The sequence below is a fragment of the Nostoc sp. genome (assembly GCF_036917675.1).
Lineage (GTDB): Bacteria > Cyanobacteriota > Cyanobacteriia > Cyanobacteriales > Nostocaceae > Nostoc.
The window spans coordinates 191,997-207,534 of the sequence record NZ_JBALCT010000064.1; the positions used below are offsets into that span (position 1 = coordinate 191,997).

General features: G+C 41.0%; 10 protein-coding genes and 2 pseudogenes. 6 read left to right on the forward strand and 6 right to left on the reverse strand.

Annotation, left to right across the window (positions count from 1 at the left end; all coding sequences use genetic code 11):
* Positions 1–812 precede the first annotated feature (812 nt).
* The 4 genes and pseudogenes from V7K31_RS24570 to V7K31_RS24585 all read left to right on the forward strand — a co-directional run.
* Positions 813–3,491 (forward strand): TonB-dependent siderophore receptor, encoded by a 2,679-nt coding sequence (locus V7K31_RS24570; RefSeq protein WP_335097510.1) that lies wholly within the window; start codon positions 813–815, stop codon positions 3,489–3,491.
* 28 nt (positions 3,492–3,519) lie between these two features.
* Positions 3,520–4,665, forward strand: coding sequence for a PepSY-associated TM helix domain-containing protein (locus V7K31_RS24575; protein ID WP_335097512.1), 1,146 nt, complete (start codon positions 3,520–3,522; stop codon positions 4,663–4,665).
* A gap of 110 nt (positions 4,666–4,775) precedes the next feature.
* Positions 4,776–6,080: an MFS transporter gene (locus tag V7K31_RS24580; RefSeq protein WP_335097515.1), complete on the forward strand. Its 1,305-nt coding sequence runs from the start codon at positions 4,776–4,778 to the stop codon at positions 6,078–6,080.
* Between the two features lie 303 nt (positions 6,081–6,383).
* A pseudogene (locus V7K31_RS24585) lies at positions 6,384–6,776 on the forward strand (ISL3 family transposase); the annotation flags it as partial.
* Positions 6,777–6,910: 134 nt separating this feature from the next.
* Here V7K31_RS24585 and V7K31_RS24590 read toward each other — a convergent pair.
* The gene (locus V7K31_RS24590) at positions 6,911–7,045 is read right to left on the reverse strand and encodes an integrase (protein ID WP_335097517.1); all 135 of its coding nucleotides are present in this window, start codon (positions 7,043–7,045) and stop codon (positions 6,911–6,913) included.
* A 257-nt stretch (positions 7,046–7,302) separates the two neighbouring features.
* On the opposite strand from V7K31_RS24590, the gene cobO reads away from it, so the two are divergent.
* Entirely contained in the window at positions 7,303–7,980 is a 678-nt protein-coding gene (cobO, locus tag V7K31_RS24595) for a cob(I)yrinic acid a,c-diamide adenosyltransferase (RefSeq protein WP_335097519.1), read from the forward strand.
* 521 nt (positions 7,981–8,501) lie between these two features.
* On the opposite strand, the gene V7K31_RS24600 is transcribed toward cobO, so the two are convergent.
* The 5 genes and pseudogenes from V7K31_RS24600 to V7K31_RS24620 form a co-directional block, all read right to left on the reverse strand.
* Positions 8,502–9,203: a hypothetical protein gene (locus V7K31_RS24600; protein ID WP_335097520.1), complete on the reverse strand. Its 702-nt coding sequence runs from the start codon at positions 9,201–9,203 to the stop codon at positions 8,502–8,504.
* A 355-nt stretch (positions 9,204–9,558) separates the two neighbouring features.
* Positions 9,559–10,542 carry an RNA polymerase sigma factor, RpoD/SigA family gene (locus V7K31_RS24605; RefSeq protein WP_335097521.1) on the reverse strand — a complete coding sequence of 328 codons (984 nt, stop codon included), beginning with the start codon at positions 10,540–10,542 and terminating at the stop codon, positions 9,559–9,561.
* Positions 10,543–11,117: 575 nt separating this feature from the next.
* Positions 11,118–12,848: an ATP-binding protein gene (locus V7K31_RS24610; RefSeq protein WP_335097523.1), complete on the reverse strand. Its 1,731-nt coding sequence runs from the start codon at positions 12,846–12,848 to the stop codon at positions 11,118–11,120.
* A gap of 223 nt (positions 12,849–13,071) precedes the next feature.
* Positions 13,072–13,866, reverse strand: a complete 795-nt coding sequence (locus V7K31_RS24615) for a glutathione S-transferase family protein (protein WP_335097525.1) — start codon at positions 13,864–13,866, stop codon at positions 13,072–13,074.
* Positions 13,867–14,245: 379 nt separating this feature from the next.
* A pseudogene (locus V7K31_RS24620) lies at positions 14,246–14,335 on the reverse strand (IS5/IS1182 family transposase); the annotation flags it as partial.
* Positions 14,336–14,597: 262 nt separating this feature from the next.
* On the opposite strand from V7K31_RS24620, the gene V7K31_RS24625 reads away from it, so the two are divergent.
* On the forward strand, positions 14,598–15,455 hold the full coding sequence (locus V7K31_RS24625) for a fasciclin domain-containing protein (RefSeq protein WP_335097527.1): 858 nt from the start codon (positions 14,598–14,600) through the stop codon (positions 15,453–15,455).
* The last annotated feature ends 83 nt before the right edge of the window (positions 15,456–15,538 follow it).

Sequence of the window (15,538 nt, forward strand, 5' to 3'; positions counted from 1 at the left end):
ACGGGTTATAGTCCGAATCCTTAGCGGAATACTATACGCTATTGCAAATCTCACCTCAATAAACTTTTAGTAATTTTATTGAGAGCTTTTTTCAACTACTTTGCTTACTTTAGAGGAGAGTACGCCTTTATGCAACTAGCCATTGATAGGTAATACTTATCTATTTATGTCAAAACATTAGCTTTTGTTAAAAAACCCTCTTTGCAATAGATTAAGCTGGTTTCTGGTCAGCGATCGCAGTAAGTACAGCAGTTTTTAAGCGGGCAGAATACAAACCATCGTAAGGACAATATACTGATCATAGGTGTCAACTTAAGCCCAAATCCCATTAAAACCTCGTTTCCAGTCTCAGGCTGGAAATGCAAGTCAAAAGCGGCTCTGCCGCAAGTCTTGAGGCGGCAGCCCTCTCATTAGGCCATTCCCAGTCTCAGACTGGGAACGAGAGAATCTCTCGAAGCTTTCAGCTTTAGTTGACACCAATGGATTCAGATGAATTCTTGTTCATGTCGCTGCATAATAATATACCTAAGCTTATTTATAAAAGTATTTTAAAGTCTTGCAAATATTGATTAGGAGAACATTTTCTCTAGCGGTATTTATCTTATAAATGTATCAATTTGAGTACATCTGCTCAAGAGACTAACTATTTTGTGGCTTTAGGAGACTAAAAAACTTGATAAAGACTGTCAAATATATTGCAATATATTCTCACTTTACTTTATGGCTAAAATAGTTTAATTTCAGATTTAGAATGAAAAAATTTTCTATTAAACCCTTAAGGGTATTAGTAGACCGTGAGGATCTGAATTGGAATGAAACTGAAAAAATTGCTTCCCTACCTGTTATTAACAAGCTCTTTGACTGTGTTGAGCACAACTGCTGCTAGAAGTGAAGAAGTAGGGATAGGTGTATCAGAGCATCCGAAATCAACTCCAACAGATGCTAATTCCAATCAACCATTCACTGTCGAACCAATCAGAGAGATTCAGCAAATCAGTGAACTAGTGCATCCTGACAAGAGTGCAGAGATACTTCGACAACCACCACAACTTAGCCAAGGGGGTGCAACGCAAATTGTACCAGTGAGTGCAGTTAAGGCTAATCCCACCGCTAAGGGTGTGGAAGTGATTTTACAGACTTCCCTTGGTGAAAAATTACAACTAGTAAACCGCAGTTCGGGCAATAATTTTATCGCTGACATTCCCAACGCCCAACTACGCCTAGCTAATGGCGATGCATTCATATTTCGCTCGGCTCGGCCAGTTGCAGGGATTACCGAGATCACGGTGACAAACTTTGATGCCAATACTATCCGAGTGACAGTGATTGGTGAAGCGAGTGTACCGACTGTAGAGTTGTTTGACAGTCCTGACGAAGGTTTGATTTTGAGCGTGGCTAGTGCAGCTTCTTCCACACCACCACAACCAGACCAGCCTACTACTGAAACACCACCCGAACAACCAACCGTTCAAGCTGATGACCCCATTGAATTGGTGGTGACAGGTTCGCAAGATTCAGGATACAGAGTTCCCGATGCAAGTACTGCAACTAAAACCGATACACCTCTACTAGAGATTCCCCAAGCAATTCAGGTAATTCCTCGACAGGTGATTGAGGATCAAAAAGTACAAAGGGTTGCAGAAGTTTTGCGTAACGTCAGTGGTGTCACAGTAAAAACAGATTACGCCGGCACTGATACCTATACCATTCGAGGATTTGATACCAATGCCAACCTCAGAAATGGTTTTAGACAAGATAGTTTCACAGGATTTACTGACACTTCGACTATAGAAAGGATAGAAGTTCTCAAAGGTCCGGCCTCAGTACTGTATGGACAACTAGAGCCTGGGGGTATTGTTAATTACATCACTAAACAGCCACTTAACCAACCTTATTACTCCGCAACATTTTCTGCGGGTAGCTATAGTTACTATCGACCAGAAATAGATATTTCTGGGCCACTCACGCCAGATAACAATATTTTGTATCGCTTTATTGGTGCCTACGAAAACTCTGGTGGATTCCGAGATTTCGCTTTTAAGGAGCTTTATACTTTTGCTCCCAGCTTAAGCGTCAAGTTAAGCGGGAGCACAAATTTAGATTTGCAGTATGAATACCTTAACCTCAACCAATCCTATGACAGGGGTTTACCACCAATCACAAGATCCTTTGATTTGCCAATTAGTTTCAACTTTGGTGAGCCAAGCGATCGCTATAAACTCTTTGCCAATCGGGTAAATGTTGCTTTGGATCATCGGTTCAGTCAAGATTGGCGATTCCGCAGCGCGGTTTCTGTGCAAACTGTTGATACAGCACGTTCCAACTTTCAGCCAGTTGATTTTGAAAATCCCTTTGACGCGGATGGTCACACTGTTGCCAGGAGATACAACAAAGTAGGTGATTACTCTAGAAATTATTCTTGGCAAAATGACTTAATCGGAAAATTTAATACTGGCTCAATTGGACATGAATTGCTATTAGGTTTTGAACTAGGTAGAACTGTTTCTGGCTATCCATTTCAAATTTCTTATAACGTACCATCTCTTAACATTTTGAATCCAGTATATGGTGCAGCAACTCCAACTACCTTTGAAGAAGGATTTCAAGATGAAAATAATACATATCGGGTAGGCCTTTACTTTCAAGATCAAGTGGCATTACTACCCAATTTCAAAATATTGCTGGGTGGAAGATTGGATTTTATCAATTTTAAAGACGAATTTCAGCCTGATACTATTAATGGTGTGGAGACTCAAATCACAGAGCGTTATTATGAGAATTTTTCCCCACGAGTTGGTTTAGTTTATCAACCAACTAAAGATTTGTCTCTTTATGCTAGTTACACTCGTGCTTTTAAACCAAATGAATCTGCAATAGCTGTGGGCGGGCGGCCATTAGAACCAGAAACTGCTACGCAATACGAAGTAGGAGTTAAAGGTGAGTTTTTAGATGGCAAGCTGACGGCGACATTAGCAGCTTATGAAATTACTAAGAATAACGTAGCGACGAGCGACTTGAATAATCTTGGATCTCCATTTTCTATTGCTGCTGGAGAAGTCAAGAGCCGAGGTCTTGAAGTAGATATAGCTGGAGAGATTTTACCTGGTTGGAATGTGATCGCTTCTTATTCTCATAACGATGCCTATGTGAGTGAAGATAATAGCTTACCAGTTGGTGACAGATTAGTGAATGCACCAAGGAATAGTGCTAGTTTGTGGACAACCTACCAAATTCAAACAGGTAATTTGCAGGGGTTAGGTTTTGGTGGGGGAGTATTTTTTGTAGGCGATCGCGAGGCTACTTTACCAAATACTATTACAATTCCTTCCTTCGTTAGAACAGATGCCACTATTTTCTATCGGCGAGACAATTATCAAATTGGTCTCAACTTCAAAAACTTACTTGATACCCGTTACTATGATTCTTCAGGTTTTTTGCTTGCTCCTGGCGCACCGTTCACAGTTTTGGGAACATTCTCAGTCAAGTTCTAATTTTTAGATTCATCAAAAAGTATCTATCATGAGATCGCGTAAATTCCGTGACATAGCCTTTATCCTCCATCGCTATATAGGTTTAGCTGTAGGGCTATTAATAGCTTTTGTCGGTTTGACAGGCAGCCTTTTAGTATTTAAGCCGGAAATTGGGCAGTTTCTAATTGCCCAGCAAGTTAGGTCTATAGTGCCTCAAGAACAAATGGTTTCGATTGATGCTGTTTTAAAAACAGCCAAGTCTGTGAGTGCCAATCGTCCCGATCTCAAATTAGATGGAATTAGGTTGCCTCCTACTCCTGACTCGCCTTATGAAGTCGGTCTTTTTGATGCAAAGTTTCAATTCACTCGGATATTCATTCATCCCTATACTGGTGCAGTAATATATTGGAATGAATCCGATTCTAGCTTTGAAAGGATTGTTCTTAAACTCCACTATGGTCTATTACTAGGTAGAAATGGAGAAATCATCATTGGTATTAGCGGGCTATTGTTATTCATCTTGTGTGTCACAGGATTAATATTATGGCCAGGTTGGCGCAAGCTAATGGCTGGATTCAAAATCAAGTGGAATGGCCATCCCAAACGAGTTAATTTTGATATTCACAAGGGAGCGGGAATTCTTACCGCAATCTTTCTTGCCTTAACTGCTTTTACAGGTTTTTGCTGGAATTTCTCTGATTGGTCATATCCTGTAATTTACGCAGTTACTTTTACTTCTCAACCACCTGAATTAACCTCCAAACCTATTCCTAATCAAGCTCCTTTAAAGCTGTCTCAATTACTGCAAATTTCCCGAACTATTTTTCCTAATGCAGCGACATTTTCAGTCAGCATTACTAGCAAACCAGAAGATCCAGTCTACATCCGCAAACGTCAAAATCATGAAATTATGTTTTACGGAGAAAGCGGAGTTTATCTAGATCAGTATAGTGGTAAGGTATTGCGCGTAGTCAATAGTCTTAAATTACCACTTGCAGACAGTGTATTCTCTGCCTTTGAGTATTTACACTATGGGATATTTTGGGGATTAAGCAGCCGCATTCTTTACGTTTTTGTTGGTCTTAGTCCTACCATTCTTTTAATTACTGGCTTTGTCATGTATCGATATCGTTACCGTGAAAAATCTGTCCGCCACAATCAGGTAATAGAACTATCAAAGAATCGTCAAGCTTAATTGACCGAAAAGGTCACTGGGTACTGGCTACAGAGAAAAAACTTCTACTCTATACCTAAAAGTGCATTGACTGCCAACCACCACAAACCTATAATCTAAGACTCATACAAGTGCGTATCTTCATTATTATTTGGCTTGGTCAAACCGTTTCTATTATTGGTAGTGGGATGACTGGCTTCGCATTCACTATCTGGGTGTGGGAACTAACGCATCAGGTGACAGCAATAGCGTTGTTTGGTTTGTTTGCACAACTGCCACAAGCGTTGATTGCTCCTATAGCTGGACTTATTGTAGATCGTTGGAACCGTAAATATCTGATGATAGTTGGGGATACAGTGAGTGGTATGTTAGCGATCGCTGTCTTACTACTTTATTCAACTAGTCATCTGCAATTATGGCATTTATATTTAGCTGTCGCTATCCGAGGTATTTTTGAGGTAGTTCAAGAACTGGCTTACTCAACATCCATATCTACCATGATGCCCAAGCAGCACTACAGTCGTGTTAGCAGTCTGAGATTTTTAGCTGATTACGGTTCTAGTATCATCGCGCCAACACTAGCAGGCATCCTCTACTCAGTTATTGGGATTGTTGGGATATTAATTATCGATATTATGACTTTTGTATTCGCTGTCACCACAGTTTTGGGAGTACGTATCCCACAACCTAGTATGACAACAGTAAACACTCAAAGTTTCACAAATTGGAAGCAGGAGATTTACTTTGCTTGGCATTACATTGCTGTACGTCCAAGTTTGCTTGCCATGTTAGTGTTAACATTTGTATTTACATTTGCCTATGACATTGGAGGCTCAATCTATTCACCGATGGTTCTAGCGCTAACTGGCAATGACGCTAAGGTGTTAGGCACTTTAGCCTCAGCAGGAGGAATTGGTGGAATAGTTGGGGTATTGCTTATCAATACCTGGGGTGGTTTCAAGCGTCGTATAGATGGGGTGCTACTTGGTATGATAGGTGTTGGTTTGGGCAAAATTGTCTTTGGTATAGCTAAGACACCATTGATTTGGATTCCAGCACAATTCTGTTCATCTCTCAATTTTCCCATGCTTGGCAGTTCCTATGATGCTATCTGGCTAGCTAAGGTTAATCCTCAGATTCAAGGACGTGTTTTTGCGACCCTAAAGGTTGTAACGTTGGTTGCTTCAACAGTTGCTTACTTGATAGCTGGCCCATTAGCCGACTACATTTTTGAACCTGCAATGATGCCAGATGGTAGTTTTGCACCCATATTAGGCTGGATATTCGGCACGGGAAAAGGTTCGGGGATGGCAGTTTTGTACCTCATCTCTTCGTTAGGTATGTTACTTATTGGCTTAAGTGGATATGCTTTCCGCACGCTGCGTGACGTAGAAACCATACTGCCGGATCATGATGCGAAGCTGACGCGCATCTAAATTTGATAATTTAGCGCCTGAAACCGTTTGCTGCTTTACATTGCCTTGTAAAACTAGATGACGAACAGCTTAGTACAGCACGGCAGAAATAAGCAGACTATTAGACTTCTTGCAAAATCATTTTATGGTAAGATAAAAAGTTTTGTCGCTTGATTCAATTGTGCAATGCAGTACGAGCAAACAAAAAAGTGGCGTTGCAGAATAGAAATATGATAGGACTTACGCAAAATATCTCTCAAACTCTGATTTCTCTGTGTCCTCTGCGCCTCTGTGGTTCGTTATTCCGTAACTTGTGCGTAAGTCCTATATGAATTAGAGCGATCGCTCACAGAAAAGCCAAAAGATAAATTAGATAAAATTAGAGAAGCTTCTTTTTTAATAGCTAGAATGCATTCCTTGAAAGAAGATTTTCACAATTTATTTGAAGACAATAAATATCTGGAAACGGGAATGCTAGAATTAATCGATTGGTTAAAGAAAGCTGAACCATATTATCAAAAAAGTGTGCAGACAATTAAACGGTGGTTTGGAGAAATAATTGGATATTTTGAACGAAGGACTACTAGTGGAGTAGTGGAAGGAATCAATAATAAATTGAAGTTAATAAAGCGAAGTGGATTTGGATTTAAAAACTTTCGTAATTTTGAGATTAGAGCTTTACTTTCTTGGCATTATCCTATTAATTTAGCACGTTAAGTACGCAAGAGCCTAGAAATTAGGTTTTCACCAAGACAGGATAAAGGTTTTAGATTCTTTTTCGGAGATGTCTACTTACTAATTTTTGGCTGGTTGCTTTCTCCCTGCCCCTTCTTCCCCCCGTAAGAATGTTGTCATAGTCCGTCCAAGGGAGAGATAGCGTTTTGCTTCTGCTTCTCGGTGACACCCAGATAACGTTCCAAAGCTGCCAAAGTGCGATGTCCAGATATCTCCTGAATGTGTCGCAACGATATTCCTGCATCACTCATCCGGATTTAATAAACCTATTAAACCTATTAAATTATTTAAAATAGCAATATTGAACTCAAATTATAAACTTAGTTTGTATATCATAGAGTTTTACTTACTTGACTGCCAATGATGTTAAAAAAGCCAACACGGTATCAAGATTTTTCCGTAAAATATTACTGGATATATTCAATTATGTAATTTCAGTAAAATCAGAGAATAAACTGAATTTCAGTTCATTATCGAAAGTTTTAACAGTTATTTGCACACAAAGTTGATGACAAACGATACACCAAAAGAATTGAACCCAGACCAAGAGATTGGGCGCTTGATTGATGAAGTTATGTCTTCATCTCTGACTGATGAACAGTACCGCAAAAAGATGCAGCGACGCAAAGAAGTGCAAGACAAGCGCATAGCAGAAGCTGTACCAGAAAAAGGGTTAATTATTGTAAATACTGGTAACGGCAAGGGTAAAACCACTGCGGCTTTGGGGATGGTGTTACGATCGCTCGGTCACGGGTATAAAGTAGCGATCGTACAATTCATCAAAGGTAGCTGGGAACCTTCAGAAAAAAGGGTTTTCAGCTATTGGGAAGACCAGATAGAATTTCACGCAATGGGCGAAGGCTTTACCTGGGAAACTCAAGATCGCGATCGCGATCTCGACAAAGCTAGCGCCGCCTGGGAGAAATCATTAGAATACATCCGCAACCCAGACTTTCATCTGGTATTGTTAGATGAAATCAATATCGCCCTCAAAATGGCTTACTTACCAGTAGAAGACGTTTTAGCGGGTTTGGCGGAAAAACCAGCTAACAAACACGTTATTCTCACAGGGAGAGGCGCACCGGCTGCTTTAATTGAGCGTGCTGACCTCGTAACCGAAATGACCTTAGTTAAGCACCCTTTCCGGGATCAAGGTGTGAAGGCGCAACCAGGAATTGAGTATTAAATCAACTTAAATGCTCATTAGCTTACTAAGGAATAAGAATTAAATAACATACAATTTATGTCCCTGGCTTACCTCACCCCCAATCCCTCTCCGATATATTGGAGAGGGAAGCTTGAGACAGGATGAAGTTTTGCATTTTATTTAATTCACGTTCCTAAATAGCGCCGTGTGCGACTTTATTTCAAACCTAACCCCCAGCCCCTTAAGAGCGAGGGAAGGGGAGCAAGAATCAAAGCCTCTCTCCCTTTGGGGGAGAGGAATGGAAGTGGGGTTCCAAGAATAAGTTGCATCGCGTTAAATAAAAATTAAAGATCAGTCGGTTGCTGCCTCTATAGATTTCCATTGCCGGGTTAATGGAGGTGATTTTGAGGTGTCACAAATTACTAATGAATTCAAAACAAGGCAATAGATTAGGTAATGATAAATGACGATTTATGAAAGTATTCAAAAATTCATCATTCATCATCAATCTTTGGAATTTATTTATCTTAGACTCGCTTTGTGTAGATAACTATTGGAGATTATTTGCACATTTGCAATGTGCGGCGATCGCTAGCACTGATAGAATCTAACCGATGAAAGTCTTGCAGAGCCAATGAGTAAGCATAACTGCTTGACTCATCTTCACCGACCTTAGGCAGTGTACTGCTTGTAGCTACCTGATTCGACTGATTAGTTCTGGCTTCATTTGCTGAACCATTAACCGTCATCGCCAACTCTCCTGATGGGTTGAGTGTACCCTGAAAACAATTAAACTCTGATTCGGGCATATACAATGCACCCGTTACCTTGTCCTGCTGCTTTTGAAATATGATGTAACCTTGACCAACTTGGTTTGGTTTTGGGGATTGACCATAGAGATAAACCCCATCTTTTTCAGGAAAATTCGCTTTTGGTAAAACTCCTGCGCCTTTTGTAGCTTCCTGAGAATCTGGAACCAGCGCGGTGGTTGTAGGTACTGTTTTTCCGTTGTTATGGGCAAAAAGCCACCGATCTCCAGAAGCCCTATTAAGTTGACTTCTCTGCTCTCGAACTCTTCTTAGCTGCGATAGAAGAGAGGGTTCAGAGGTTTTCTGAATCTGAGCCGATGATAATGGAGAATTTGTAACTGATACTACTTGAGTTTGCTTGGCTATAAAGCCCAAACCGAGAAGTAAGCCTAAGCCCGCGAGGGAAATTCCCCACTGACGGGGAGATAATAACTGATGAAGGTTGTTAAGCACCCTACTTCTCCTGTTAAAAAATAAACTAAGTTCTTTAGAACTTACTTAAACTATAACCAAGTCTTAATTGTCAAAGACTTTGTTAACGACTTAATATTACTATTGTCCAAAAAATAAAACTGTCAAAAACTAAAGTTTTTATTTAATTTAGTTCAACAATCTTAGATTACCATCAGTTAGAGTATTTATTCTTTATCTAATAGATTCATCTCATTGGATGAGGTTAATCACAAATTAAACTCCACTACTACAGCGAAATCCAAATATTTTCCTGGTTGTCGGCATAAAAAAATCGCCCCCTGAATTCAGGAGGCGCATCACCTTATGGAGACGTAGCAATGCTACGTCTCTACATTTAGCTAGCAACGTATTCTTGGACATTGGCGCGGCGGCGACGCAGATGAGCCAAAGCTTGATGCTCTAACTGACGGACGCGTTCACGGCTGAGACTCAATCTCTCACCCACTTTCGCCAATGACATTTCGTTACCATCCTCTAAACCAAAGCGTAAGGCTACAACTTCTCGCTGTTGCGGGGTTAGTTCGGCTAGCAGGTTGTTCAAGTCTTGGCGTAAGAATTCCTGGTTGGTGTAATACTCTGGTGATGGTCCATCATCTTCGAGCATTTCTTGCAACTCAGTATCCTGGTTCTCGCCAACTCGCACATCCAAAGAGACTGGTTGACGCGCCATATTCAGGTACTCGCGGATCTGAGCAGGTTCTAGTTCCAGTTCTTTGGCAATTTCGGCTGGAGTCGGCGATCGCCCCAAGCTTTGAGCCAACTCGCGCTGCACTTTTTTGATTTTATTCAGTTTCTCGGTAATGTGGATCGGTAAGCGGATGGTGCGACCTTGTTGGGCGATCGCGCGGGTAATTGCTTGGCGAATCCACCAGTAAGCGTAAGTCGAGAACTTATAACCCCTCATTGGGTCAAATTTCTCTACACCCCGCTCTAATCCTAGTGTTCCTTCCTGGATTAAATCCAGAAATTCCATATTCCGCTTTTGGTATTTTTTGGCAATAGCAACCACCAAGCGCAAATTCGCTTCGATCATTTTTTGCTTTGCCCGCTTACCTTGCGCCACCGTTTGTTGTACTTCCGTTTCCGATTGTTCAACCAGGTCAGCCCACTCTGACATATTCGGTTCCCGGTGCAGCTTCTTCGCCAAAGCTTCCTTGGCATCGATGAGCGTCATCATTTGTTGCACCTGCTTGCCATAGACAATTTCTTGTTCACGGGTTAGCAGTGGTACACGACCAATTTCCCGCAGATAGGTTCGCACCATATCAACCGTGAATTTGGTGTTGAGGTTTTCCGTTTGGGTGTTGACAGTAGGCATTGATGCGTTATCCTCTACTCCGTAAACACAATGTATATTTTCTTACTAAAATCAATGGATAAGGGTAGTACATCTATCACTAAATATCGGGAGCTACCAAAAGCAATTATCAATTGATACAGCCGTTTTTAAGACGGTAAGCCCCGAATGATAGGTTCCCCTACCTTCCCTAAATTTTCAATCTCTTATAAGCACGCTGGTTATTTTTGAGAATTTGTATCTTGAGCAGTTACTGACAGTATATCGAAAATCCGAAGTCGGTATGAGTTCTACTTAGCTTTATATTACGATAAATCAGGCAAATAGTAAAGTATCTTCAGATAAAGCATATAATTATAATTCCAAATTGCTCATTTGCAAAGAAAAATTAAACCTCCTTGAAATTACTGACTATATCTATAGTGACGCGAAAAACCCCTCTTCTGTTGCCAAAACTAGCGGGATAACCGAACTTAATTTGCTGTGACGATGGAGGGATGTCACGAATTGGGCATGGGGCATGGGGCATTGGGCATTGGGCATTGGTTATGACTCATCATTTAACCAATGACAAATGACAACTGACAAATGACTATCTAGAATCCCAGGTCAGCCTTGGCTAGTTCAGCAGCAGCGAATACTTCTGCGTCAGGTTTTTCTTCCCAGGCTGGCTCACCAATTTCTTCGTAAAAAGTTGCGTCGTAAGGACGGGTACGTACTACTACTGGCATCGGGACGGCGTGACCCAATATTAAGGCTTGTTGCTTGGAGTCTAACTTTGCCAGCACCGATCGCAGTCCACTACCACCAGATACACCGGTGAAAATCGCGTCAATGTCTTTTTCATCATTCAGCAAAGCGGTAATGCGAGTTCCAATCTGGGACATAACTTCATTATCTATGCCTGATGGACGTTGATCAACTACCAAAAGTGTGACAAAATACTTCCGCAGTTCACGGGCAATAGTCCCGAAGATAGTACTTTGTACCACTCCTGGGTCAAGGAAACGGTGCGCCTCTTCAATGGTAATCATCAATGGCGTGGGGCGATCGCAAGGATTTTTGCTCTGTAAAAATTTATCGGCTTTCTTGACGTAATGCTCATGAATACGGCGGGTGATCATATTCGTCACCAACATATAAGAGAGCATATTAGACTGGGAACCAAATTCGATTACAACATTCTTCCCAGATTCCAGGCACTGAACAATTTTACTAATGTAATTCTGGGGGCAAACCGCTCGCATATACTTCAAACTATCCATCCGCAATAGTTTGCGCTGCAATGCCATAATCGAGCCTTTGTGTCCCCGCTTCTCGTCGCAGAACATCTCAATTTCTTCATTAGTCATATTCAGCAACTGGACAATCCAAGACTTGCCAAACTCACTAAATAGAATATTGGCGTTATCCAAGGCTGCATCCGAAAGCCCTAAATCTCGACTACATAACTTAATATCTTCAACTTCAATTTGCTCGTAACTCAAATAAAGTTCTTGAGCATCACGCACACCCCGGCGTTTTGTTGATTCTGGATCGAGGGTGTAAACTTCTACCTTACTAGGAAAAAGTTGCTTTAAGCCCTTAACAGTACTGACGTTTTTACCTTCTGCCACTGCTTCCCAGCCATACTCAGAGTGCATATCAAAAATCAAATTTACTGCGGCATTTTTACGGATAACCCCAGCTAAAATTAACCGTGTTAGAAAGGATTTACCAGTACCAGATTTCCCAAAAATTCCATTACTCCGTTCCACAAAGCGGTTTAAATCGATACAAACAGGCACATCCATATCCAAAGGTTTCCCGATGGAAAAATTGCGCCTTTGGGGGTCATCTTCCCAGCCAAATACGCGGCGAAAATCGTCAACACTTGCATCGTAAACTTGACTAAAGTGGCTAGGAATAGTTTTAACAGGCAACAATTCCATCGTCGTGCTGGTTTGTGGCACAAATGAAGCTAAACCCGTGATTGATGGGACGAAGGGATTTGTCGATTTGCCATTTGTTGGAGAAAAAGATTCTTCAGATTCGGGAGTGAACATCAACATCGGCGCGAGGTTGATAGTACCGTATATACCACTTCCGGCTAAAACATCTCGTAAAAAAGTGTCTTCCCAATTGGGGGGATTAGCAGTAATTCGTGCATTAGCAGCTCCCAATGCTACATCTGTCAGCATACAAAAAAAACGCGATCGCATCCCTTGCACAACGAGAAACTTACCCACCCGCATATCTTCCACAGATATATCAGGATGCAATCGAACTTCTAACCCTTCAGTCAGAGAACCTTGAATAACCGAACCTAATGGCTGTCCCGAATTCATCTAATTAATTACATGATTGTTGATGCTATCTCTTATGTTGAATTTTAATTGCATAGGGCAAAAGTTGCGAATTTGTCATGAGTTAGGAGTTAGAAGTTAGGAGTTAGGAGTTTGGAGTTAAGGAGTGTGAGGGAATAACTAATACCCAATGCCCCATGCCCCATGCCCCATGCCCAATGCCCCATTCCCAATGCCCCATTCCCAATGCCCCATGCCCCATTACCTAGTCAATCTCAATAGAAGTTGGGGCACTTCCGGTTGTTGGAGTGGTAATAATTAATGGTTTGCGGAATTGGGCGTAAAGGCGATTGCGCCAGGTGAAGAATGGTGCATAATCTATATTCTCTGTAAAGATTGGCAATCCTTTACCTCTAATAGAAGCTGGTAAATCCAGATAGGGTCCATCGGGGAACTTGAGCAATATCGACAAACCAGCCACAGCCAAATCAGCTAAAGTCGGCTCATCTCCTGTTAAATAAGGACTATCTGCCAGTAACAATGTTAAAGCTTCCAAGTCTTGTTTTAAGGATGCGATCGCAGACTGAATCACATCTGGGCTATAACCTACCCCAAAACCTAACAGTGTCAGAAAGTCACTAGGTACTCCTCCAACCAGACTTTTAAATATATCTGGTGTTGACGTGGGTAATAAAGACTTGCGGAAATTTTGATCTTGACTTATGGCCGCAAATAGTGCTTTCCGACCCTTGATGCCTATGGACTCATCCGCCCATTCTTCTATTAATAAAGTTAAACCCCGTTTTTTGGGATCTTGCGGTATTATTGGGCGATCGGGATACTCTAAGTCTAAATACTTAGCTATTTCCGTAGAATCCGCAATATATCTATTACGATCCTTTAATACTGGGACTTGTTTTTGACCAGTCAGCCGGAACAGTTCTACTTGTCCAATCCCAGGCGTAACCTCTATTTTGCGGTAATCCAGTCCTTTAAAATCTAGAATTAGGCGCACTTTCTCTGAGTATTGAGATAGTTCCCATTGGTATAATTCCAGCATATTGTATACCTTGTAACTGGTCAACTTCTTAACTTTACAATTGTATCTTTAGTTAAACTAATTTTTCTTAAGATTAGTTGCTTGTTATCTATTTAATTGACATTAGGGTTGAACTTATACCTGGCTTTTGGGAAAATTGATTTAGAGGATGTCTGAAAAGTTTTGATAAATAGTTTTAATCACGCAAGTTGTTTGAGCATCAGACGAATCATCGCAACGTAAACAAAGGTTCCTGTCGTTTCCGATAATATTTCATAATCCTTAATACAAAATTTCATAAATTCATAGCGAATTAAAATTGACAAAACTCAGCGCCCCTCTGCGCTTCCCTCAGCGTCCCTCTGCGTTTAAAAAAGCTACGAATTTCGGAAATGCTGTATTTACTTAATCGCCGACACCAGTTAAACCAACCAAAAGTCCTTTCAACAAGCCAGCGTTTGGGTAATACAACAAAACCCTTCTGTTCTTCGTGGCGGGTAGCAACACTTAAAATCCATCGATAGACATCAATTTAAATCTTTTTGGTGTGATAGAGAAAATTTCCTAAATTTACATAGAATATGTGCTAAATATATTTAATACTTATCAGCGTCATCTGAGGTTCGATATTTTATCTCACCAGCACAAATTCTTCTGGGGAAAATCTTACTTTCCTCTTCCGTCAGATTTTGTGCATAGCAAAATGTTATAAATCTTTATGTAGTGTGTGGACAAAAAGACAAACGAAATTTATGAAGACAAATTATAGCAAATTGCTGACCACGTTGACAGGCATAACAGGATTTATTAGTTTCAGCCTTCTCGTTACTTTACCATCTGATGCGAAAGAGGCACTAAATCCTAACCCCAGTATTTTCAAAGAAGCTGCCTATAACCAGGGACAACGCCTTCAAGCAAACGCTCAATACACACCTACTGAGGCTACTTCCGAAAAAGAAAAGGGCAATACCAAACTCCAACCAGTGGTGCAGAAAAGTGGTGGAACACTAAATCCCAAACCAAGTATTTTCAACGAGCCTCCCTATAATCGTGGTAGTGGTACACCTAGTGAACCTGCACCTCTCACCCCAAGTACTACCCCAGAAACCCAACCTACCACACCACCAACACAACTACCATCCACTGGGACACCTACTACAACTCCACCGGGACCCGGAGCAAGCGATAATCAAGGCAAAAACTTGTTAGCGTTGGCAGAGTCAAACGCTTCCTTTACAACCTTAACCAAGGCTTTGAAAGCAGCAGGATTGACTGGGGCTTTGCAGGGTAAAGATAACTTAACTATTTTTGCACCCACTAATGCAGCTTTTGCTAAGTTGCCACCAGATGCTTTGCAAGAATTGTTAAAACCAGCCAACAAAGAAGTATTGATCAAAATCTTAACTTACCATGTAGTTCGTGGTAAGGTATTGTCCACTGATTTGAAGTCTGGCGAAGTTAAAAGCCTTGAAGGCGGCACAATCAACGTTAAAGTTGATCCTGCTACGGGTGTAACTGTCAATGATGCAAAAGTGACGCAGGCAGATATCACAGGCACTAACGGTGTAATCCACGCAATTGATCAGGTTATTTTACCTCCTGACTTGTAGCTTTTAGGTATCAGTACAACCGGAAACATAACTAGGTTAGTATAAAGTATTAATACTTAAAAATCCCGTTCAGATGTTAATTT

What these genes read in the sequence shown, in the direction of transcription:
- V7K31_RS24570 (WP_335097510.1), top strand. Translation starts at nt 813, where the DNA reads ATGAAACTGAAAAAATTGCTTCCCTACCTGTTATTAACAAGCTCTTTG.
- V7K31_RS24575 (WP_335097512.1), top strand. Translation starts at nt 3,520, where the DNA reads ATGAGATCGCGTAAATTCCGTGACATAGCCTTTATCCTCCATCGCTAT.
- V7K31_RS24590 (WP_335097517.1), bottom strand. Translation starts at nt 7,045, where the DNA reads ATGAGTGATGCAGGAATATCGTTGCGACACATTCAGGAGATATCTGGA.
- cobO (WP_335097519.1), top strand. Translation starts at nt 7,303, where the DNA reads ATGACAAACGATACACCAAAAGAATTGAACCCAGACCAAGAGATTGGG.
- V7K31_RS24605 (WP_335097521.1), bottom strand. Translation starts at nt 10,542, where the DNA reads ATGCCTACTGTCAACACCCAAACGGAAAACCTCAACACCAAATTCACG.
- V7K31_RS24610 (WP_335097523.1), bottom strand. Translation starts at nt 12,848, where the DNA reads ATGAATTCGGGACAGCCATTAGGTTCGGTTATTCAAGGTTCTCTGACT.
- V7K31_RS24615 (WP_335097525.1), bottom strand. Translation starts at nt 13,866, where the DNA reads ATGCTGGAATTATACCAATGGGAACTATCTCAATACTCAGAGAAAGTG.
- V7K31_RS24625 (WP_335097527.1), top strand. Translation starts at nt 14,598, where the DNA reads ATGAAGACAAATTATAGCAAATTGCTGACCACGTTGACAGGCATAACA.